Genomic DNA, 21557 nt, shown 5'->3' on the forward strand with positions numbered 1-21557 from the left:
TAGATACAACGCTGCACAGCGCGCCAGCGCCTTATTGCTTCACTTTAAATTCGATGCAACAGGCGGCAACAATAGCGCACAGCATTTCTACAACGGTCATCGGAAATATTCCGGTCGGTTCTTTGGGTAGGTAGCGAAGCGGCCAAACGCACCAGACTGTAAATCTGGCGGTTTTTACCTTCGGAGGTTCGAATCCTCCCCTGCCCACTGCAAGCAAGCGGAGTCCGGCGCGGCCGGGTGTTCACGCACTCGGTGCGGTACAGATGCGAGCGTCGGGCTTTCGCGCGTTTACGCGGGAGTAGCTCAATTGGTAGAGCATCAGCCTTCCAAGCTGAGGGTTGCGAGTTCGAGTCTCGTCTCCCGCTCCGTTTTTAACAGCTTGCGCCGCCTTAGCTCAGGGGTAGAGCACTTCCATGGTAAGGAAGGGGTCCGGGGTTCAATTCCCCGAGGCGGCTCCATTGCAACCCCCTCGCTGCGCGCCGCTCAGGTGCGCCCTGTTCGGCTGTGCGCACCGCGTTGCGACAGCCGTTTTGTACAAAGCATGTTCACCACACTACCCACGTTGATACAGACATAGCGTCATGGCGAAGCAGGCATTTGAGCGGAAGAAGCCGCACATAAACATTGGCACGATCGGGCACGTCGACCACGGGAAGACGACGCTCACGGCGGCGATCACGAAGGTGTTAGCCGAGCAGGTGGGCGGCGCGGCCGAGCGCACGTTTGAGTCGATTGACAACGCGCCGGAGGAGCGCGAGCGCGGGATTACGATTGCGACCTCGCACGTGGAGTACGAGACGGAGGCGCGGCACTACGCGCATGTGGACTGCCCGGGGCACGCCGACTACGTGAAGAACATGGTGACGGGCGCGGCGCAGATGGACGGGGCGATCTTGGTGGTCGCCTCCACCGACGGCCCGATGCCGCAGACGCGCGAGCACATTTTGCTGGCGCGGCAGGTGGGGGTGCCCTACCTGGTGGTGTTTATGAACAAGACCGACCTGGTCGACGACGAGGAGCTGTTGGAGCTTGTGGAGATGGAGGTCCGCGAGCTGCTTGAGGAGTACGAGTACCCGGGCGACGAGGTGCCGGTGATCCGCGGCTCGGCCTTGCAAGCGCTGGAGAGCGACGCGGCGGCCGAAGAGAAGATCATGGAGCTGATGGCGGCGGTCGACGAGTACATTCCGACGCCGGAGCGCGACGTGGACCAGCCGTTCTTGATGCCGATTGAGGACATCTTCTCGATTACAGGCCGCGGGACGGTAGTGACGGGCCGCATTGAGCGCGGGCGCATCCACACGGGCGACGAGATCGACATTGTGGGGATGCAAGAGGAGAAGCTCACCTCGACGGTGACGGGGATTGAGATGTTTAACAAGACGCTCGACGAAGGCGAGGCGGGCGACAACGCCGGCATTTTGCTGCGCGGGATCAAGAAGGAAGAGGTCGAGCGCGGCATGGTGCTGGCGGAGCCAGAGACGGTGACGCCGCACAAGCAGTTTGAGTGCGAGGTGTACGTGCTGTCGAAGGAAGAGGGCGGTCGTCACACGCCGTTTTTCAAGGGGTACCGCCCGCAGTTTTACTTCCGCACGACGGACGTGACGGGAGACATCAAGCTGCCGGAGGGGATGGAGATGGTGATGCCGGGGGACAACGCGACGTTCACGGTGGAGCTGATTCAGCCGGTGGCGATGGAGGAGGGCCTGCGCTTTGCGATTCGCGAGGGCGGGCACACGGTCGGTGCGGGCGTGGTCAGCAAGATCCTCGACTAGCGCCGCCGCCCGGGCTGTGTGGGCATTCTGCGAATGTCCGCTCCGCTGGGCAACAATTTCCAGGCACCGCCGGTTGAGGCGGTGTCTGGCACACACGGGCGTAGCTCAACTGGGAGAGCAGCGGTCTCCAAAACCGCAGGTTGGGGGTTCGAGTCCTCCCGCCCGTGCAGCATTCAGGGCCCATGCAACGCGCCCTTCGCACGCACCAAGCCGTCGCCAACCAGCGGCACTCTTCAACCCCACTCCTTTATGAACGCGATCCAGGAATACTTACGGAACGTCCGGGCCGAAATGGAAAAGGTGAATTGGCCGACGCGTGAAGAGCTCATCAGCAGCACGAGCATCACGATTGTGGCCACGCTGATTATTTCCATCTTCGTCTATCTGGCAGATCGCGTCATCAGTACGGCGCTGGAGATTCTGTACCAGTAGTTTCTGCTCTATTGCAACGAGATCCAGCATCGGAATGGCCAACGGCATCAAAAAGTGGTACGTGCTGCGCACGTTCTCGGGTCACGAGAAGAAAGTGCGGCGCTACATGGAGAGCGAGCTCGAACGCCTCGACCTTGAAGATCGGGTCGACGAGATCATGATTCCGACCGAGACGGTGTTCGAGATGCGCGGCGGAAAAAAGCGTACCAAAGAGCGCAAGTTCTTTCCGGGATACATCCTCTTGCATTGCACGCTCGACACGTACCTTCGGGAGCTCGCTGAAGGACTGCCTTCCGTCATCGGTTTTCTGAAGTCGGGCACGGGCAAAGAGCCCACGCCGCTGCGTCCGGATGAGGTGCAGCGCATTCTGGGCAAGATGGATCGGGCCGAGGCCATGGGCGAGCAGCCCGAAATTCCGTTTAAGCCCGGCGATCCGGTGAAGGTTGTGGACGGGCCGTTTGATAGTTTCAACGGCTTCGTCGAAGAGGTCTATCCCGAAAAGATGAAAGTCAAGGTCATGGTTTCCATCTTTGGACGGAAAACCCCCGTTGAGCTTGACTATCTGCAGGTGGAGCACGAAGAGTAGCGCCACCCGACACCCGTTTTATCCTATTCAACAACAGGCGGAAGTCTGCCGCGCGCAGACGCTAGCACCGCACAGGCATTATGGCGAAACCAGTAGAAACCGTTATCAAGCTGCAAATTAAGGCGGGACAAGCCAACCCGGCGCCGCCTATTGGTCCGGCGTTGGGCCAGCACGGCGTTAACATCATGGAGTTCTGCAAGAAGTTCAATGCGAAGACGCAGGACCAGATGGGCACGCTGCTGCCGGTTGAGATCTCGGTGTATGCCGACCGGTCGTTCGATTTCATCGTTAAGAGCCCGCCGGCCTCCATTCTGCTGAAGCAGGCCGCCGGCATTGACAAAGGTGCGGGCGACCCGCTGCGCGAAAAAGTGGCCACCGTGTCGTGGCAAGATTGCATCGACATCGCCGAGCGGAAGATGGACGACCTGAATGCCCATACGCCCGAGCAGGGCGCTCGCATGGTTGCGGGCACCGCGCGCTCGATGGGCATTAACGTGAAGGGGAAGCCCGACGCGTAACCACTCACCAATTTCTTTTCACCGCGGGAGTGCTCGTACCCTGAGGACGCTTGTACCGCACAGATGAACAGCTACTATGCCAACACGAGGAAAACGATATCGTGAGGCAAAGGCCCGCATTGAGGAAAGCGACGGGCCTTTCAACCTCCGCGAAGCCGCCGAACTGGTTAAAGCGACCGCCACGGCAAACTTCGACGAGTCCGTTGACATCGACCTGCGCCTGGGCGTCGATCCGCGCCACGCCGATCAGATGGTACGTGGATCGGTGGCGCTGCCCAACGGCACCGGCCGCGACGTGACCGTGCTGGTGCTTGCCAGTGAAGGAAAGCAGGCCGAGGCGGAGGAAGCCGGCGCCGACTACGTGGGGCTTGATGAATACGTGGAGCGCATCCAGAATGACAACTGGCTCGACTTTGATGTCGTCATTGCTACGCCCGACGTGATGGGCCAGGTGGGCCGCCTGGGGCGCATCCTGGGGCCGCGCGGCCTGATGCCGAATCCCAAAAGCGGGACGGTGACGATGAACGTTGCCGAGGCTATTAAAGAAGTGAAGGCCGGTAAGATCGAGTTTCGGGTCGACAAGCACGGCAACCTGCACACGGCCATTGGCAAGGTGTCGTTTGACGAAGACGAGATCTACGAGAATGCTCGTGCGTTTATGCGGGAAGTGATGCGGCTGCGGCCGCCGGCGTCGAAGGGCTTGTACCTGCGATCCATCACCATCTCCAGCACGATGGGCCCGCCCATTGCCGTAGACCGGAGCTCGGTGCTAAGCGAGGCCCGCTAGCGCCCGCACGTCCTTCCTGCGACTGTTGACTTCTGACTTGCCGAACCACCATGCCTCTTACGCGCTCAGAAAAGGCCGACGTCATCGACTCGATCGGCGAACGGCTTGACGATCATTCCATCATCTACCTGACCAACTTCCAGGGCCTCTCGGTGGCCCAAACCAACGAGCTGCGCGGGCGCTTCCGCGCGGCCGGGGTGGAGTATCAGGTATGCAAAAACACGCTCGCCCGCATTGCGCTTGACCGCATCGACGGGTTGGATGCGCTTGATGAATACTTTGCCGGCCCCACGGCCATCGCCTTCAGCGATGACCCGGCCAAGCCGGCCCGCGTGCTCAAGGACTTTCTTGAGGACGAGGACATCGAGCGCCCCGAGCTGAAAGCCGCCTACATTGAAGGCGAAATCTATGAAGGCCACGAGGCGCTCGACCAGCTGTCGAAGCTGAAGTCGCGCGAAGAACTCGTGGGCGACATTGTTGGCCTGTTGCTGTCTCCCGCACAAACCGTGGTGGGCAGCCTTACCGGGCCCGGAAGCACGCTCGCTGGCGCCATCCAGTCGATGGCCGACAGCGACGAGGAGGCGTAAGCCGCCGTACCCTGGCGGGCGCCGCTGTATCATTTACTGCACTCACTAATCATCCTTAAACAGCGCGACGTAGCGCGGGCCACGAGGCGCGTAGCGAAGACCGTCGCCGGACAACCAATTATGGCAGACATTCAAGATCTCGCAGAACAGCTAGTCAACCTCACCATCAAAGAGGCGAACGAGCTGGCAAACATTCTCGAAGAAGAGTACGACATCAAGCCGGCATCCGCTGGCGTAGCCGTGGCAGCCCCTGGTGCTGCCGGCGGCGACGGCGCCGATGGTGGCGAAGAGAAGACCGAGTTCGACGTCATCCTGGCGGGCGTTTCGGGCAACAAAATCAAGGTGATCAAAGAGGTGCGCTCCATCACGGGGCTCGGCCTCAAAGAAGCCAAGGCCCTCGTCGACGAGGCCCCAAGCCCGATCAAGGAAGGCATTTCGCGCGAAGACGCGGATGAGCTGAAAGCTCAGCTTGAAGACGCAGGCGGCGACGTGGAGTTGAAGTAACCCACCACGCGTGATTGCAAGGGCGGCGCACGCCACCGCCCTTGCAGGTAGCCATCGAGCAGCGGCCCATCCTCTACGGAGCGGCCGCTGTTTGCTTGTATCGGCCCGGCCGAATGGCTGGGCCGTGGCGTGAACACATCGTCAATGCGTGCGGCGCTCCAACCCCCGAAACATCGGTTTACGCGGCGCGTTGAGGTTGTGCTATGCTTTCAACTGAGGCCACCGGTACGCAAGCCATCGGCCTCTGATCTCCCAGCGAACCAGCAGTGCATGAGCGAACTCAGAAGCGCGGTGGGCACGCCACGCATGTCGTTTGGTACACAAGGCGGTGTTGCGCCGCTTGTGCCACCGCATGAGTGCACTTCACCCGAGCCCGTCCGCTCCGTCCTGGGTCGCGTTCCGCATGGTGCGCCGCACTGCTTCTCGATTGGACCTAACGTATACTCACGGTAGCAACCCAGCCTATGCCCACTCTCCTTAACGGCGATATTGCCACGACCGGACACGTTGATGATGCGTGGCCGCGCAAGAGCTTCGGCAGCATCCCTACCGTTTGGGACTATCCGGATTTTCTCGACATCCAGCTGAAGACGTTTCACGACTTCGTGCAGGACGACGTCCCGCCGGAGGACCGAACGAATACGGGCCTGCAGGCCGTGTTCAATGAGCACTTCCCGATTCAGGACAGCCGGGAGCGCTACACGCTTGAGTTTATCAACTACGAGCTCGATGCGCCCAAGCACACCATTGAGGAGTGCATCGCGCAGGGCCTCACCTATTCCGTTCCGCTCAAGGCTACGTTGCGCCTGTCGAGCAAGGAAGAAGAAGGCGACGAAGAGGCCATTGAGGCCATTGAGCAGGAGGTGTACCTCGGTACGCTTCCGTTCATGACGCCGCGCGGCTCGTTTATTGTAAACGGGGCGGAGCGCGTCATTGTGGCGCAGCTGCACCGCAGCCCGGGCGCCTTCTTCAGCAAGGAAATCCACTCGAACGGTACCGAGCTGTTCAGCGCCCGCGTCATTCCGTTCCGGGGGTCGTGGATGGAGTTTTCCACCGACGTCCGCGATGTCCTGTGGGCTTACATCGACCGGAAGAAGAAGGTGCCGGTTACCACGCTCCTTCGCGCGCTCGGCTTCTCCAGCGACGACGAAATCATTCGCATGTTTGGCCTTGCGGATGCCATTGACATTGCGGATGAAGACGACTTTCAGCAGTACGTGGGCCGCGAGCTGGCCACCAGCGTAACCATCGAGCGGATCGTTGAGATCGTTGACGAAGATACTGGTGAAGTCGTCGACGAGGAAACCGAACGCGAAGTGGTGCTCCCCGCCGAGCACGAACTCGAAGAAGACGACTGGGAAGAGCTCGCCGAGTACGACATCAGCCGGGTGTACCTTATCAAAGAGAACACCGATGAGGATGCGCTCGACAAAACGACCCTGGTCGAGACGCTCAAGAAAGACCCGACGCACACCGAAGAGGAGGCCCTCGAAGAAATCTACCGGCAGCTGCGCGGCTCCGAAGCGCCCGACCTGGAGTCGGCCCGCAATGCGCTGGACCGCCTCTTCTTCAGCGACAAGCGTTACGATCTGGGCGACGTGGGGCGCTACCGCATCAACAAGCGCCTCGAAATTGACGTCGACCCCGACGTGCAGGTGCTCACCAAGGAGGACGTGGTGGCCATCGTGCGCGAGCTCATCGAGCTGCAAAATGGCGAGAACACGCCCGACGACATTGACCACCTGAGCAACCGCCGCGTGAAAACCGTGGGCGAGCAGATGGGCTCGCAGTTCTCGCTGGGGCTGGCCCGCATGTCGCGGACCATCCGCGAGCGCATGAATCTGCGGGACGCCGATAAGTTTACGCCGCAGGACTTGGTGAACGCCCGGACGATCTCCAGCGTCATCAACACGTTCTTCGGCACGAACCAGCTCAGCCAGTTCATGGATCAGACGAATCCGCTGGCGGAGCTGACGAACAAGCGGCGCCTCTCGGCGCTGGGCCCGGGCGGCTTGACCCGCGAGCGGGCGGGCTTCGAGGTGCGCGACGTGCACTACACGCACTACGGCCGCCTCTGCCCCATCGAAACGCCCGAGGGGCCCAACATTGGCCTGATCTCGTCGCTGTGCGTGCACGGCGTCATCAACGACTTCGGATTTATCGAGACGCCGTACCGCGTTGTGAAGGACGGCAAGGTGTCTGAGGAAGTGGAATACCTGACGGCCGAGGAGGAAGACCGCGCCATCATTGCGCAGGCCAACGCGCCCATTAACGAGGCGGGCGATTTCCTCACCGACCAGGTGACCTGTCGCCACCAGGGCGACTTCCCGGTGGTGCCGCCGGAAGACGTGCAGTACATGGACGTGGCCCCGAACCAGATCGTCTCGCCAGCCGCCAGCCTTGTGGCGTTCCTGGAGCACGACGATGCCAACCGTGCGCTGATGGGCTCAAACATGCAGCGTCAGGGCGTGCCGCTCTTGCGCAGCGACAGTCCCATTGTGGGCACCGGCCTCGAAGGCCGCGTTGCGAAAGACTCGCGGGCCGTGATTGTGGCCGAGGGCGACGGCGAAGTGGAATACGTCGATGCCAACAAGATCGTCGTGCGGTACGACGAAGATCAGGGCGCCGAAGACCTCACGTTCGGCGAGCCGGTGCGCGAGTACGAGCTCACCAAGTTCCGCCGCACCAACCAAGACACGTGCATGAACCAGAAGCCGATCGTGCAGGTCGGCGACCGTGTGGAGGAAGGCACCGTCATGACGGACGGGTTTGCCACCGAGAAGGGCGAGCTGGCCCTCGGCAAAAACGTCCTCTGCGCCTTCATGCCGTGGCACGGCTACAACTTCGAGGATGCCATCGTAATCAGCGAGCGCCTCGTGGCCGACGACGTGTACACCTCCGTGCACATCGAGGAATTCGAGCACGAGGTGCGCGACACGAAGCGGGGCGAGGAAGAGCTCACCCGTGAAATCCCGAACGTCTCGGAGGAGGCCACCAAAGACCTCGACGAGCGCGGCATCATCCGCGTCGGCGCCGAGGTGAATCCGGGCGACATCATCGTTGGAAAGATTACGCCGAAGGGCGAAACCGATCCGACGCCGGAAGAGAAACTCCTGCGCGCCATCTTTGGCGACAAAGCCGGCGACGTGAAAGATGCGTCGCTGAAGGCCAAGCCCGGCATGGACGGCGTCGTCATCGACACGCAACTGTTCAGCCGGCGCCAGCTCGACCCGGCCTCCAAGAAGATGGAGGAACGTCGGCTGGAGGCGATTGAGCATCAGCATGAGCAGAACCTCAAGAAGCTGAACGAGCGCTTCTGGGACAAATTCTTCCAGCTCGTGGGCGATGCCACAAGCGGCGGCATCACCGACCGCGACGGGAACGTCATTCTAAGCGAAGGCGCTGCGTTTGAACGCGACGCGTTCGCCGAGGTCGACCCGCAGAGCCTGTCCACGCGCCTCGACTTTACGGGCGACGAAACGCTCAACGAGAAGGTGGCCACGCTGCTGCGCAACTATAAGTCGCGCCGCCGCGAGATTGACGGCACCTTTAAGCGCCAGGAGCACCAGGTGCAGATGGGCGACGAACTGCCCGCGGGCATCGTGCAGATGGCCAAGGTGTACGTGGCGCGCAAGCGCAAGATTGGCGTTGGCGACAAGATGGCCGGGCGTCACGGCAATAAAGGCGTGATCGCCAAGGTGGTGCCGGTGGAAGACATGCCGTTCCTTGAAGACGGCACGCCGGTCGACATTGTGCTGAACCCGCTGGGCGTGCCCTCGCGCATGAACCTGGGACAGATTTACGAGACGCTCCTGGGCTGGGCCGGCAGCAAGCTGGGCGTTAAATACGCCACGCCGATCTTCGACGGGGCCTCGATGGACGACATCGCCGACGAGCTGGAGAAGGCCGGCCTGCCGCGCGACGGCAAGGCGCAGCTGTACGACGGCCGTACCGGCGAGGCGTTCGACGAGCGCACCACGGTGGGCCAAATCTACATGATGAAGCTCAGCCACCTGATTGAAGACAAGATGCACGCGCGTTCGATTGGGCCGTACAGCCTGATCACGCAGCAGCCGCTGGGCGGTAAGGCCCAGTTTGGTGGGCAGCGCCTGGGCGAGATGGAGGTGTGGGCGCTCTATGCCTACGGCGCCTCCAACGTGCTCCAAGAGATGCTCACGTACAAGTCGGACGACGTGCAGGGCCGCTCACGGGCGTATGAGTCGATCGTGAAGGGCAAAAACATGCCGTCGGCGGGCGTGCCCGAGAGCTTCAACGTGCTGGTGCGCGAGCTGCAGGGCCTCGGCCTTGAAGTGACGCTGGACTAACGAGTGACGAATGACGCTGAGCGGGGGCTTCGAGCAGCCCTCCGCTCCTCATTCCGATGCTCGATCATTCGACACTCGACACTTTCAAATCGCTAATTGTCATATGGCGTACGGAAACTCGAAAGACATCAAGAAGGACTTTAGCGAAATCACCGTCAGCCTGGCGTCGCCCGAGGATATCCTGGAGCGGTCGTACGGCGAGGTGGTCAAGCCGGAGACGATCAACTACCGGTCGTTTAAGCCGGAGATGGGCGGGCTCTTCTGCGAAAAGATTTTTGGCCCGGTAAAAGACTACGAGTGCCACTGCGGCAAATACAAGCGTATTCGCTACAAGGGCATTATCTGCGACCGTTGCGGCGTAGAGGTAACCCGGAAGGCGGTGCGCCGCGAGCGCATGGGGCACATCACCCTGAGCGTGCCGGTGGTGCACATCTGGTACTTTAAGACGCTGCCCAACAAGATTGGCTACCTCCTGGGCCTGAAGACGAAGAGCCTGGAGAAGGTCATCTATTACGAGAACTACATCGTCATCCAACCCGGATCGGCGAAGCGGCTGGGCGTGAAGAAAAACCAGCTGCTCACGGAGGAGGAGTACTTCAACATCCTCTACCAGATTCGGGAAGACAACAACCGCCTGGACGACGACGACCCGGACAAATTCCTGGCCATGATTGGCGGGGAAGCGGTGCAGGAGATGCTGAATCGCCTGAACCTAGAGCGGCTCTCGCAGTCGCTGCGGTACCAGGTGGACACAGAAACGAGCCAGCAGCGCAAGGCCAAGGCGCTGAAGCGGCTCAACGTGGTGGAAGCTTTCCGCGAAGCCAACGAGAAGCGCGAAAACCGTCCGGAGTGGATGGTAATGAAGGTGATTCCGGTCATTCCGCCGGAGCTGCGTCCGCTTGTGCCGCTCGATGGGGGCCGCTTTGCGACCAGCGACCTGAACGACCTGTACCGGCGGGTCATCATCCGCAACAACCGCCTGAAGCGCCTGATGGATATTAAGGCGCCCGAAGTGATTCTGCGGAACGAGAAGCGCATGTTGCAAGAGGCCGTTGATAGCCTCTTCGACAACGGCCGCAAGTCGAACTCGGTACGTGGCTCGTCGAACCGCCCGCTCAAGTCGCTCAGTGACATGCTGAAGGGCAAGCAGGGCCGCTTCCGCCAGAACCTGCTGGGCAAGCGCGTCGACTATTCCGGGCGTTCGGTGATTGTCATTGGCCCCGACCTGGAGCTGCACCAGTGCGGCATTCCGAAGGAAATGGCCATCGAGCTCTTTAAGCCGTTCATCATTCGACGGCTGATTGAGCGCGGCATCGTGAAGACGGTGAAGAGCGCCAAGAAATACGTGGAGCGTCGCACGGCCGCCGTATGGGATATTCTGGAGAAGGCCATTCAGGGGCGGCCCGTGCTGCTGAACCGTGCACCTACGCTGCACCGCCTGGGCATTCAGGCCTTCCAGCCTGTGCTTACCGAAGGCAAGGCCATCCAGCTGCACCCGCTGGTGTGTACGGCGTACAACGCCGACTTCGATGGCGACCAGATGGCCGTGCACGTGCCGCTGAGCCACGAAGCGTGCCTGGAGGCCATGATTTTGATGCTCTCCAGCCACAACATCCTCAGCCCGGCCAACGGCTCGCCGCTCACCGTGCCCACGCAGGACATGATTCTGGGGCTCTACTACCTCACCAAGTCGCGCGATGGGGAGAAGGGCGAAGGCATGCGCTTTACGAGCGTATCGGAAGTGCGCCAGGCGTACGACCAGGACGTTGTAGCAACGCACGCCAAGATCCAGCTGAAAGACCCGGACGGGTCGTCTGAGATTCTCGATACCACCGTGGGGCGCGTTCTCTTTAACGAGATTGTGCCAGATGGCATTCCGTACGTCAACGACGTACTGACGAAGAAAAACATGCGGCCCATCATCTCGGACATCCTGCAGACGGTTGGCTTTAAGCGGACCTCGAAGTTCCTGGATGCCATGAAGGACATGGGCTACGAGCGCTCCACCACATCGGGCATTACGTTCTCATTGTCCGACATTGTGGTGCCCGACGAGAAGCAGAAGCTGGTGGAGGAGGCAGAGAAAGAGGTCGACCAGGCCAGCTCCAACTACTCGATGGGCTTCATCACTGATAGCGAGCGCTACAACCAGGTCATCGACATCTGGACGCAGACCAACAACCGCGTCTCGGAGGTGCTCTTCAACACGCTGAAGGAGCATCGTGACGGATTCAACGCCATTTACATGATGGCCGACTCCGGTGCCCGCGGCTCCAAGGAGCAGATTCGCCAGCTTGGCGGCATGCGTGGCCTGATGGCCAAGCCGCAGAAGAATGTGGGCGAAGGTGGGGGCGAGATCATTGAGAACCCCATCCTTTCCAACTTCAAAGAGGGCCTGTCGGTGCTTGAGTACTTTATCTCGACGCACGGCGCGCGCAAGGGCCTGGCCGATACGGCACTCAAGACCGCCGATGCGGGCTACCTCACGCGCCGCTTGGTTGATGTGTCGCAAGACGTGACGATCACCGAGCACGATTGCGGGACGCTCCGCGGCATTGAGGTGGAAGCCCTCACCGACAACGAGGAAGTCGTGGTGCCGCTCTCGCAGCGCATCGTGGGCCGCGTGGTGGTGCACGACGTGTACGATCCGCAGACCGGCGAGCTCCTCATTGAGGCGAACGACGTCATCGACGAGCAGGTGGCCAAGCAGGTCGCCGAAACGTCCATCGAGAGCATCGAGATTCGATCGGTGCTCACCTGCGAAGCCGAGCGGGGCGTGTGTACGCTGTGCTACGGTCGCAACCTTGGCACCAACCGGATGGTGGAGGTCGGCGAATCGGTCGGCGTGGTGGCTGCCCAGTCCATTGGCGAGCCCGGCACGCAGCTCACGCTTCGTACGTTCCACATCGGTGGCGCGGCAAGCGCGATTGCGTCCGAGTCGACGATGCAGACGAAGTCGGCGGGTACCGTCGAGTTCGAGAACCTGCGCACGGTGATGCGCGAAGACTCTGACGGTCCGAAGGAGGTGGTGCTCACGCGGCAAGGCGAGATCAACATCCTCGACGAAGACGGCCGCCCCATCACGAGCTACGTGGTGCCCTACGGCGCCGAGTTGCTCGTGGAAGACGGCGCGACCGTTGAACGCGATGACGTGCTGGCCAGCTGGGATCCGTACAACAGCGTGATCCTCTCAGAGGTTGACGGCACCGCGGGGTACGAGGATGTCATTGAAGGCACCACGTACCGCGAGGAAACCGACGAGCAGACGGGCCACAAGGAGAAGGTCATCATCGAGAGCCGCTCGCGCACGCTCACACCGGCCGTGACGATTGAGATGCCGGAAGGCGATGAGCGCGAGTACAACATGCCGGTGCAGGCGCGCATTCAGGTGGACGAAGGCGACGAAATTCAGGCCGGCCAGGTGCTGGCCAAGATTCCGCGCCAGACGGTCAAGCAGAGCGACATTACGGGCGGTCTGCCGCGCGTAACGGAGCTCTTTGAGGCGCGCACGCCCAGCGACCCGGCGACGGTCAGCGAAATTGACGGCATCGTCAGCTTCGGCGACCGTAAGCGCGGCAAGCAAGAGGTTATCGTCAGCAGCCGTGACGATGACATGACCAAGAGCTACATGATTTCGCTCTCGAAGCACATGCTTGTGCACGAGAACGACTTCGTGAAGGCCGGCGATCCGCTGTGTGATGGGCAGATTGCCCCGCACGACATCCTCCACATTAAGGGCCCGCGCGAGGTGCAGGAGTATCTCCTGAACGAAATCCAGGAGGTGTACCGCCTGCAGGGCGTTGACATCGATGACAAGCACATCGAGGTGGTCATCCGCCAGATGATGAAGCGCGTTGAAGTTACGCAGCCGGGCGATACCGACTTCCTCGAAGAGGACTACGTCGATCGTCACGAGTTGGCCCGCGTCAATGACGAGATGCACGACAAGTTTGTCGTGACGGATCCGAGCGAGAGTGCCCTTACCATCGGGCAGATCGTGGACCGCTCGCAGCTGCGCGAGGCCAACTCGAAGCTCAAGCGCCAGGACAAGCCCGAGGTGCAGGTGCGCGAGGCGCGTCCGGCCGTGGCGCGTCCGGTGCTGCTGGGCATCACGAAGGCCGCGCTGTCGACCGATTCGTTCATCTCGGCGGCCTCCTTCCAGGAGACCACGAAGGTGCTCACGAACGCGTCCATTCGTGCGAAGAGCGATCCGCTGTATGGCCTGAAGGAGAACGTGATCGTCGGGCATCCGATTCCGGCGGGCACGGGGCAGCGCCAGTACCGCGATCTGGTCGTCGGGAAGACGTCCGACCTCGAGAAGCTGCAAGCAGCCATTGGCGGCAACGGGTCGACGCTGGGCGATGGCGCTCCCAGCGAGGCCTCCGTAGAAGCGGGCTCGAAAGAGTAAGCCACGCTTCGTAGTACAGGCTGTATCGCTCAAACGCATCGTGGCACCAGCCACGGTGCGTTTGTCTGTTTGTGAAGCACTGCAAGGAAACAATGCTTCGCCCATGCAGACCGTAGCTTGCGGGATAGACCAGCGAACGAGGCCCGCGCACCATCCGTTGACGGTAATGAAGCCCACAATCGGTACAAGAACGTAATGGCTATTTATCTCGACCACGCCGCAACCACACCGCTCGACCGCGCGGTGCTGGCGGCCATGGAGCCGTACCTGCTGGAGCATTTTGGCAACGCCTCGTCGGTGCACGGGCGCGGGCGGCAGGCCCGCGTGGCTGTGGAGGAAGCCCGCGAGCGCGTGGCGGCGGCGCTGGGGGCCGAGCCCTCCGAGGTTGTGTTTACAAGCGGCGGGACCGAGTCGGATAACCTGGCGCTCAAGGGAGCACTTCGCGCCCGGGCGGCAGACGGCCGAACGCGGCTCGTCACGTCAGCGGCCGAGCACGAAGCGGTGCTTCAGCCCGCCGAGCAGCTTGCGGCCGAAGGATACGAGGCCACGGTGCTTGCCCCCGATGCCCACGGCCGCATCACTCCCGATCGGCTCGACGAGGCCCTCGACGACCGCGTGGCGCTCGTGTCGCTCATGCATGCCAACAACGAAATCGGCACCCTGCACGACATCGCGGCACTGGCCGACGTGTGCCACGCCCATGGGGCCTGGTTGCATTGCGATGCCGTGCAAACCGCCGGGCTGATGGCCCTCAACGTTAAGGACCTGGGGGCCGATCTGCTGTCGCTCTCGGCGCACAAGTTGTACGGTCCGAAGGGCGTGGGCGCGCTGTACGTGCGAGGGGGCATCGACCTGCCGCCGCTCGTGGCGGGCGGCGCACAGGAGCGCAACCGCCGCGGAGGCACCGAGAACACGCCGGGCGTTGTGGGCCTCGCGGAGGCGCTTACGCGTGCCGTCGAGCGGGCGCCCGAGCGGGTGGCGCGCCTCGAGTCGTTGCAGCAGCGGCTCGTGGAGGGGCTAACGGACGCGCTGGACCACTTCCGCTTCAACACGCCGGTGCACCACGGGCCCGTCGCGCCGCACATCGTCAACATCTCGTTTCCCCCGCACGCGGGACAGCCCATCGACGGCGAAATGCTGCTCCTGAACCTCGACATGCACGGCGTGCAGGCCTCGGCCGGATCCGCGTGTACCAGTGGCGCGCTGGAGCCCAGCCATGTGCTTACGGCGCTAGGACTGCCGCGCGAGACGGCCGCTGCCGCGGTGCGCTTCTCGCTGGGGAAGGATACCAGCCCCGAAGACGTTGATGGGGCCGTGGATACGCTGGCCGATACCATCGATCGCATGCGCCGCTAACCACTCGTCTGTTGCATGACCGACGCCCTCATCGTCTTTGCCAAGCCGCCGGAGCCGGGGGCCGTAAAGACGCGCCTCACCACGCTCCTGAGCGACGAAGAAGCCGCAGCCCTCTACGCGGCCTTTCTGGAAGATGCCTTGCGGCAGTACGCCGCGCTCGCTGCCGATGTGCGCCTGTACCTGACCGACGCGTCGGCCGCGCTCCCCGTGCCCGATCGGGTGGGCGTGCACGAGCAGTCGGGGGCGGGCCTCGGCGCGCGGATGCACACGGCCTTTCAGGAGACGTTTGCGGCGGGGTATGCGCGGGCTGTCATCATCGGGACGGATCATCCTACGCTGCCGTCGGCACGCATCCGCCGGGCGTTCGATGCGCTGCGCCCCGCTCCGGCCGTTGCGCTGGGGCCAAGCGCCGATGGCGGGTTTTACCTGCTGGGCCTCACCGCTCCGCAGCCCGCGCTGTTTGCGGGCATGACCTACAGCCACGACGAGGTGTTTGCGGAGACGCGTCGCCGTGCGGAGGGCCTTGACGCCCGTCTCACGGTGCTGCCTGAGTGGTACGACGTTGACACCCCCGCGGCGCTGCAACGGATGCTCCAGGACCTAGAGGGCGCGCCGCATGCCGTACGCACGCGGGCTACCGTGCGGCGGCTGAACCTGCGCGAGCGATTGCGTGCAGCGTCGCGGTGAGCCGGTGCGGTTAGCGTGGCGGCGCGGCCGGCGCCTGTAGCTGTTGCAGCCGCTCGAAATACGCCCGGATGAGCGCCTCGTAGTCTGGGGCATAGCCGCTTTCTAGCGCACGGATCAGGTCGCGGCGCAGGCGGTCGGTCTGCTCCGCGGGCGAGAGCGCATCGGGCGGGGTCCGTTCGTAAGTGCCCTCGGCGGTGCGTGCCTTCCGCTGATCGTCGGTGCCTTGCGTGCGCAGCGATTGCTGGGCCTGCAGCAGGCGCGTCAAAATCTGTTGCTGCCGGTCGTTGAGCCGCCGGCGGTCAACGCGCTGCTGTTGCAGCTCGCGGATGGTCTGCTCCATTTGCTCGGCCACCTTGCCCAGGTCGCCCAGGGCCTGCTGGGCGTTGGGGCCGGCTTGTTTGCGCAGGGCGTTCAGCTCCTGCTGGATGCGCTCCTGCTGGCGCGCGAGCTGCTTGAGGCGGGCTTGCTGGTTGGCCGACAGCCGCTTGCCTTGCACGCTGTTCAGAAACTGTTGCATCTGGCGGTTGAGCTGCTGTTGCTGGCCGGCCATCTGCTGGAGTTGCTGCATCATCTGCTGCATCGACATACCCCCGCCGCCCTTGCCCTGGCCCTTGTTGAGCTGTTCGAGGACGTCAAGAATAAGCGCGGCCAGCTCGTTCAGGTGCATCATGGCCGATTTTTGCTCGCTCGTCGCGTTGGGCACGCGGCCCTCGGTGAGGGCTGTGGTGGCGGTTTCCATCGCGCGCAAGGCGTTCGTGGCCCGCGCCTGGAAAGCACTCGAAATTTGTGGGATGCGCTCGGCCAGGTGTTGCAGCGAGTCGCTGAGCAGCGTCGTGCCCGTCACCAGCCGATTTTGCGCCTGCGCCTTCTCGCGCAGCGTGGGGCTCTCGCTCACCAACCGGTCAACCGCGTGACGCAGCGCTTCCTGTTGCTGCGACAGCCGCAGGGTATGGTCGAGCGCTGCCAGAAGCCCCGCCCGATTGATGCGCCGTTGCTTGCCCGACATCTGTTGCTTCATCTGCCGGAGCTGCTGCGTCATCTGTTGCATCTGTTGCTGCAGCTGCTGCTGACTCTGCTGGGCCTGCTTAAACTGTCCACGGCGCAACTGTTGGCTGCTCTGCTTCATCTGCCGACTTAGCTTCTGTTGCGCCATGCGCTGTTGGAGCTGCTGCAGCTGCTTTTTGGGAAGCGCCTTGGATGCAGACGGCTCGGTTAGCTTGCGTAGCTGTTTTTGCAGCGCCTCCAGCTGCTTGCGCGCCCGGTCTTGCTCGCGGGCCAGGGCGTCGCGTTGTTGCTGCGTAGTTTTCTTTTGGGGAGATGGCGAGCGGCCGGCCGCTTTTTGCTGGGGGGCGGTTGGCTTCTGGCCTGCGTTTTTCTTGCGCTCGGACGCCTTTTTTCCGCTCGGTTGCTGCTGATTGGCCGTTTCAGAGGGCTGGGGCCGCGCGGCGGCCGCGGAGTCGCCCTGCGCCAGCTTTTGGGTCTGTTCGGCCAGCTGCTTCTGGAGCTTCGCAATGGCCGCGCTCCGCTTCGCCAGCTCATCGAGCGATTGCTGCGCCTTCAGCCGCTCAAACAGCTCCTTCACGCGCTTCAGGCGCTGCTGGTACTGTTCCTCATTAAACGTCATCTGCTCCATCGACTGCATCATCTGCCGCAGGTCCATCTGCTGCATGGCCTCTTGCAGCTTCTGCAGAGCGCGCTCAAGCTCGGGCGACTTCAGCTCCTCAATCACGCGTTGCAGCTCTTTGTACAGCTTCTGCGTCTCGGGGCTGGTAAGCTCTCCCTTTTGCATCTGCCGCGTGATCTCTTCCATCTGCTGTTGCAGCTGGTTGGCCTTTTGCTCCAGCGCCTGTTGCTGCTGGGCAATCTGCTCGGCCTGCCGCTTTGACTGCCACGAGGCTTCGCGGGTGCGCCGGATGGTTTGCTTAAGCTCCTGGGTCTCCTGGCGGAGCTGCTGCGCGTCTTGCTGCATCCGGTCGATCGTTTGCGTGGCCGCCTGTTGCGTCTTGTCGAGGGCTTCGTACTGCTCGGCCATCGACGGGAGGCGCAGCTGCTGGGTGGCCGTTACGTCGGAGCGATAGCCGGCCACGGCGTTGTTGTCCCACACCTTGGCGTAGTACGACACGACATCGCCCGGCATGAGATTGAGCCCCGAGGCTTGCGCCATGAGCCACGTGTACGACAGCGTCTGATCGCGGCCTGCGGGCGGCGGCGGAAGGGAGATGGAGCGAAAGGCGGAGTCGGGGGTGCCAAAGCGGCGCTCCGAGACGCGATAGTACAGGCGCACCCGCGAGAACCCGAAGTCGTCGCGCAGGCGCAGGCGCAGGGTTGGGGCGAGGGCCTCGGTGAGGGCGGCCCGGGCGGTCGGGGCCTCGAACGTAATCGCGGGCGGCGCGTCGCGCTGTGTGGCCAGCTGGTAGCGAATGGGCGCGGCATTGGCTATGCCCTGCGGACTTTCCAGGCGAAGGCTGTATGCCCCGTCGGCGTACAGCGTAAACGATCCGAGGGCCGCGCGGCCGTCGATGGTGAGTGGGCGTTGGGTGCTGTCGGCAAACAAGAGCGTGGCGCGTTCAACCGGCGCGCCGCCCACATGGGCACGCACCGTCACCCGGCTACCGGGCAGGGCCGTCACGTCGCCCACATTGGTCGCAAGCGTTTCGGCGGGGAGGCCGGTGTAGGCCGGCGGCGTTATCACCACGCGCAGGCGCTGCACCAGCGGGCGCGGATGCACCGTCACGCGGTACCAGCGCGTATCCAGCAACGGGTGCCGAATCCGGTAGCGCAGGTCGGATCGTACGCCGCGCAGCAGGTGGGTGAAGACGCCCGCGGCGTTCGGGGTAAGACGCATCGTTTGTACGGGGGCCGCACCTGGGTCTACCTGCAAGGAGAGCGCCGCTGGCATGTCACCCGTCGCTTCAATGCGGATCTGCAGCGAGTCGCCTTTTACACGGGTGGCGTCGCCGGGCGAGACGGCAAGTTGAAACGGCGCCGGCGGTTGAAAATGAGTGCGCGGCGAAAGCAATCGCCCCGAAGCCCCCAGGAACGTGGTAGGAGCGATCAGGAAGAAGGCGAGGACGCCCAGGAGCGGAAGAACGGCATATCGCGAAGCCCGCTGCACCGGCGTAAAGTCGGCCAAGTCCTCAAACGGAACGGCGTCAACGTCGGCGCCCAGCCGCTGCACAGCGGCTTCCACCATCGGGTCGGGCGCTTCCGTCCGCCGCCCATCCGCCAACTGGAGCACCGTGAGGAGGCGGTCGGACACCTCGGGATAGGCGTTGCCAATGTGCGCAGCAACGGCGGCATCGTCGGGCTGTGGGAGGACGCCTAGGAGCTGGAGGGTCGGACGCGCGACGTAGGCCAACGCGCCAAGCGCAGCCGCGCCAAGCAGGCCCATGAGCACGGAGCGAGCGGTGGTGGGTAGCCACAGGCCGGCTTCAACAGCCGTGGCAAGGAGCCAGGCAAGGGCGAGGCCGCCTACGCACCATACGGCCACCGTGGCAGCCTTTGCAAGGGTGAGGCGCCGCAGCGTGCGACGTACGCGCGTGCGGAGGCGCTCAACCAAACGAATCGACTGTTCACTCATGATGCGCCCTGTTGGGATAGAAGTCCTGCGTGTCGGTAACCTTTGGTAGCGTGCGGATGTTTCTCTGATCCTTCACGCCGCGGCGCGCGCGGGCCCCGCCCGTCGTCCATGAAAAAGACCCAAAGACGCGTTCCGCGGCTGAAAAGAAGTTCGTCGCTCCTGATCTTATAGCTTGCGCATTGCACGTGTGGTGCGCACGATGCATTCGACTAGCCAGCATGTTCTTATGTCGCCTATGCCCATGTCGCGTTTCCTCCCGCTGTGTCTCTTGCTTTTGCTCGTTGGCTGCCGCACGTACGGCGGGTATGGCACCGAGCAAGAAACGTGGCAACAGATGCAGACGGCCACCGAGCAGTTTGCCACCGATCTGACGCAGGCCAAAGCCGAGCTTGCGCGCCTGCAGGCCGTTGCCGACACCAGCGCGGCGCTCCAGCCGATGGCCGCGCGCTACGAGCGCACCGTTGCGCTGCACCAGGAGCGCCTCAACCACCACCAAACCTGGGTGGAGGAGCTGAAGGGGAGCGATAATTACCGCGCCCTCAACCGCACCTACGGCGCCATCATCACCGAGCAACGCCTGACGACGAAGCAGTACCAGCGGACGCTGCAGAATGTGCAGGCCGTCGTGCGCGGCGCGTCCCCCGTACCGTCCGACGACGACATCTCGGAAAGCACCTACGCCGATGCGCCCGTGCACTACCGCCGGGTTGAAAACCAGGGCGTCCTCACGCTCACCGAGGCGCTGTCGCAGTAACCAGCCGCCGCGCTATTGCTCGCGGCTGTCGACGCAGCACGTGGTGTTAATGCCGCCGCGCACGTTGTACTCCGTGGTGACGACGAGGTGTGCGGGGTTTTCGAGGCGGTCGAGGAGATCCTGAAAAATGATTGCCGTAATATCCTCTTGCGCTGCCCCGATGTCGCGCCACGAGATGAGGTAGTACTTCAGGCTTTTCAACTCCAGGATCCAGTCGCCCGGCACGTACTCCACGCGGAGGGTGCCAAAATCGGGGAGCCCGGAAAAGGGGCAGCGCGCCGAAAACTCGCCGGGTTCGGTTTCATAGGTCACGCGCTGCGCCACATCGTGTGCAAACGGGATGCGGTCGATACTGTCTTGCCGCGTGTCGGGCGGAAGAAACGGGCGAATGTGGCCTTCGGGTTCGATGCCAAACTGCTTCATGTAGTCGAGCGCGGCCCGCGTGTGCTCAACGGCGGCCTGCTCAAACGCCTCAACGGAATCGGCGGTGTCACTCATGATCGGGCGGAAGTCTGTAGAAGAAGGAGCGCGTCGTACGTCGGGCCGGCACACGTGTGCCACAGGCGCCGGGTTGTTCGGGGCTCTCAGGCGCGCTGATCGCTCGGCACGCCGGGCGACACGTATGGATGATCGGCGATAAAGAAGCGCCAGGGGCGGTTGACGCCTTTCGTGAGGCCAATGCGCGCCGACGTCTCCACCGCCGCGTCGTCCACCGGCTGGCCGGCCGTAAAAAAGAGCGGAGGCTCGGTAAGGAGCGCCGCGTGGAGGCGGTCGTCGACGGCAAACGCCTGCGTCAGCTTGCCGGGGCCATTGGTTAGCTCTACGGGACGCTTAGCGGCGGCGCGCCGCTGTTGCATGTGGGCGGCCCCTTCAAGCGGTTCAACAGCGCGGATGAGTACGCCGCCGCCTCGCCCTTCCGGCTCGGTGACCACGTTCAGGAGCCAGTACATGCCGTAGATGAGGTAAATGTAGGCCGTGCCCGGTGCACGGAAGAGATCGGCCGCGCGGCCTTCGCGTCGCAGCGTGCCCGTTTCTTCGTCGTACAGGCCCCATCCATGAAAGGCGCGGTCGCCCTCGGTGTAGGCCTCCGTTTCAACGATCCGGCCGACCAGGCGCGTGCCATCGTCGGCGATGCGTACCAGATGGCGCCCCAGGAGGTCGCGGGCGACGGTGAGGGTGGAGCGGTCGAAAAAATCGGGCGACAACGCCATCGCGAGTGCAGGGAGCAATCCAAAAGAAAGCGCGCCCGGTCCACTGGGGG

Annotated in this window: 15 protein-coding genes and 4 tRNA genes; 16 read left to right on the forward strand and 3 right to left on the reverse strand. The window is 63.0% G+C overall.

Annotation, left to right across the window (positions count from 1 at the left end):
* The first annotated feature begins 124 nt into the window (after nt 1–124).
* The 15 genes from SALLO_RS0100990 to SALLO_RS0101060 all read left to right on the forward strand — a co-directional run bounded on the left by SALLO_RS0100990 (nt 125) and on the right by SALLO_RS0101060 (nt 15962).
* Nucleotides 125–207: transfer RNA gene (locus SALLO_RS0100990), tRNA-Tyr, on the forward strand.
* A gap of 85 nt (nt 208–292) precedes the next feature.
* Nucleotides 293–365: transfer RNA gene (locus SALLO_RS0100995), tRNA-Gly, on the forward strand.
* Between the two features lie 18 nt (nt 366–383).
* A tRNA-Thr gene (locus tag SALLO_RS0101000) sits at nt 384–458 on the forward strand.
* Nucleotides 459–581: 123 nt separating this feature from the next.
* A complete protein-coding gene (gene tuf, locus SALLO_RS0101005; protein WP_022834471.1) occupies nt 582–1772 on the forward strand; it encodes an elongation factor Tu in 1191 nt (396 codons plus the stop codon).
* A gap of 94 nt (nt 1773–1866) precedes the next feature.
* A tRNA-Trp gene (locus tag SALLO_RS0101010) sits at nt 1867–1939 on the forward strand.
* An 82-nt stretch (nt 1940–2021) separates the two neighbouring features.
* On the forward strand, nt 2022–2204 hold the full coding sequence (gene secE, locus SALLO_RS0101015; protein ID WP_022834472.1) for a preprotein translocase subunit SecE: 183 nt from the start codon (nt 2022–2024) through the stop codon (nt 2202–2204).
* 34 nt (nt 2205–2238) lie between these two features.
* Complete coding sequence (nusG, locus tag SALLO_RS0101020; protein WP_022834473.1) at nt 2239–2790, forward strand: transcription termination/antitermination protein NusG; 552 nt, start codon at nt 2239–2241, stop codon at nt 2788–2790.
* An 80-nt stretch (nt 2791–2870) separates the two neighbouring features.
* A complete protein-coding gene (gene rplK / locus SALLO_RS0101025; RefSeq protein ID WP_022834474.1) occupies nt 2871–3308 on the forward strand; it encodes a 50S ribosomal protein L11 in 438 nt (145 codons plus the stop codon).
* 76 nt (nt 3309–3384) lie between these two features.
* Nucleotides 3385–4095: a 50S ribosomal protein L1 gene (gene rplA, locus SALLO_RS0101030; protein ID WP_022834475.1), complete on the forward strand. Its 711-nt coding sequence runs from the start codon at nt 3385–3387 to the stop codon at nt 4093–4095.
* Nucleotides 4096–4145: 50 nt separating this feature from the next.
* Entirely contained in the window at nt 4146–4682 is a 537-nt protein-coding gene (gene rplJ / locus SALLO_RS0101035; protein ID WP_022834476.1) for a 50S ribosomal protein L10, read from the forward strand.
* A gap of 120 nt (nt 4683–4802) precedes the next feature.
* Nucleotides 4803–5186: a 50S ribosomal protein L7/L12 gene (gene rplL / locus SALLO_RS0101040; RefSeq protein ID WP_022834477.1), complete on the forward strand. Its 384-nt coding sequence runs from the start codon at nt 4803–4805 to the stop codon at nt 5184–5186.
* A 464-nt stretch (nt 5187–5650) separates the two neighbouring features.
* The gene (gene rpoB, locus SALLO_RS0101045; RefSeq protein ID WP_022834478.1) at nt 5651–9511 is read left to right on the forward strand and encodes a DNA-directed RNA polymerase subunit beta; all 3861 of its coding nucleotides are present in this window, start codon (nt 5651–5653) and stop codon (nt 9509–9511) included.
* A gap of 103 nt (nt 9512–9614) precedes the next feature.
* The gene (gene rpoC, locus SALLO_RS0101050) at nt 9615–13919 is read left to right on the forward strand and encodes a DNA-directed RNA polymerase subunit beta' (protein WP_022834479.1); all 4305 of its coding nucleotides are present in this window, start codon (nt 9615–9617) and stop codon (nt 13917–13919) included.
* A gap of 195 nt (nt 13920–14114) precedes the next feature.
* Complete coding sequence (locus tag SALLO_RS0101055; RefSeq protein WP_022834480.1) at nt 14115–15275, forward strand: cysteine desulfurase family protein; 1161 nt, start codon at nt 14115–14117, stop codon at nt 15273–15275.
* Nucleotides 15276–15290: 15 nt separating this feature from the next.
* Nucleotides 15291–15962 carry a TIGR04282 family arsenosugar biosynthesis glycosyltransferase gene (locus SALLO_RS0101060; RefSeq protein ID WP_022834481.1) on the forward strand — a complete coding sequence of 224 codons (672 nt, stop codon included), beginning with the start codon at nt 15291–15293 and terminating at the stop codon, nt 15960–15962.
* A 10-nt stretch (nt 15963–15972) separates the two neighbouring features.
* On the opposite strand, the gene SALLO_RS14350 is transcribed toward SALLO_RS0101060, so the two are convergent.
* A complete protein-coding gene (locus tag SALLO_RS14350; RefSeq protein WP_022834482.1) occupies nt 15973–19542 on the reverse strand; it encodes a DUF4175 family protein in 3570 nt (1189 codons plus the stop codon).
* A 241-nt stretch (nt 19543–19783) separates the two neighbouring features.
* Between SALLO_RS14350 and SALLO_RS0101070 the strand changes: the two genes are divergently transcribed.
* The gene (locus SALLO_RS0101070) at nt 19784–20296 is read left to right on the forward strand and encodes a hypothetical protein (protein ID WP_022834483.1); all 513 of its coding nucleotides are present in this window, start codon (nt 19784–19786) and stop codon (nt 20294–20296) included.
* A 12-nt stretch (nt 20297–20308) separates the two neighbouring features.
* Here the strand turns inward: SALLO_RS0101070 and queF are convergent, their stop codons facing one another.
* Nucleotides 20309–20794: a preQ(1) synthase gene (gene queF / locus SALLO_RS0101075; RefSeq protein ID WP_022834484.1), complete on the reverse strand. Its 486-nt coding sequence runs from the start codon at nt 20792–20794 to the stop codon at nt 20309–20311.
* Nucleotides 20795–20880: 86 nt separating this feature from the next.
* On the reverse strand, nt 20881–21507 hold the full coding sequence (locus SALLO_RS0101080) for a DNA-3-methyladenine glycosylase (RefSeq protein ID WP_022834485.1): 627 nt from the start codon (nt 21505–21507) through the stop codon (nt 20881–20883).
* Nucleotides 21508–21557: the final 50 nt, after the last annotated feature.

The sequence above is a fragment of the Salisaeta longa DSM 21114 genome (assembly GCF_000419585.1).
GTDB lineage: Bacteria > Bacteroidota > Rhodothermia > Rhodothermales > Salinibacteraceae > Salisaeta > Salisaeta longa.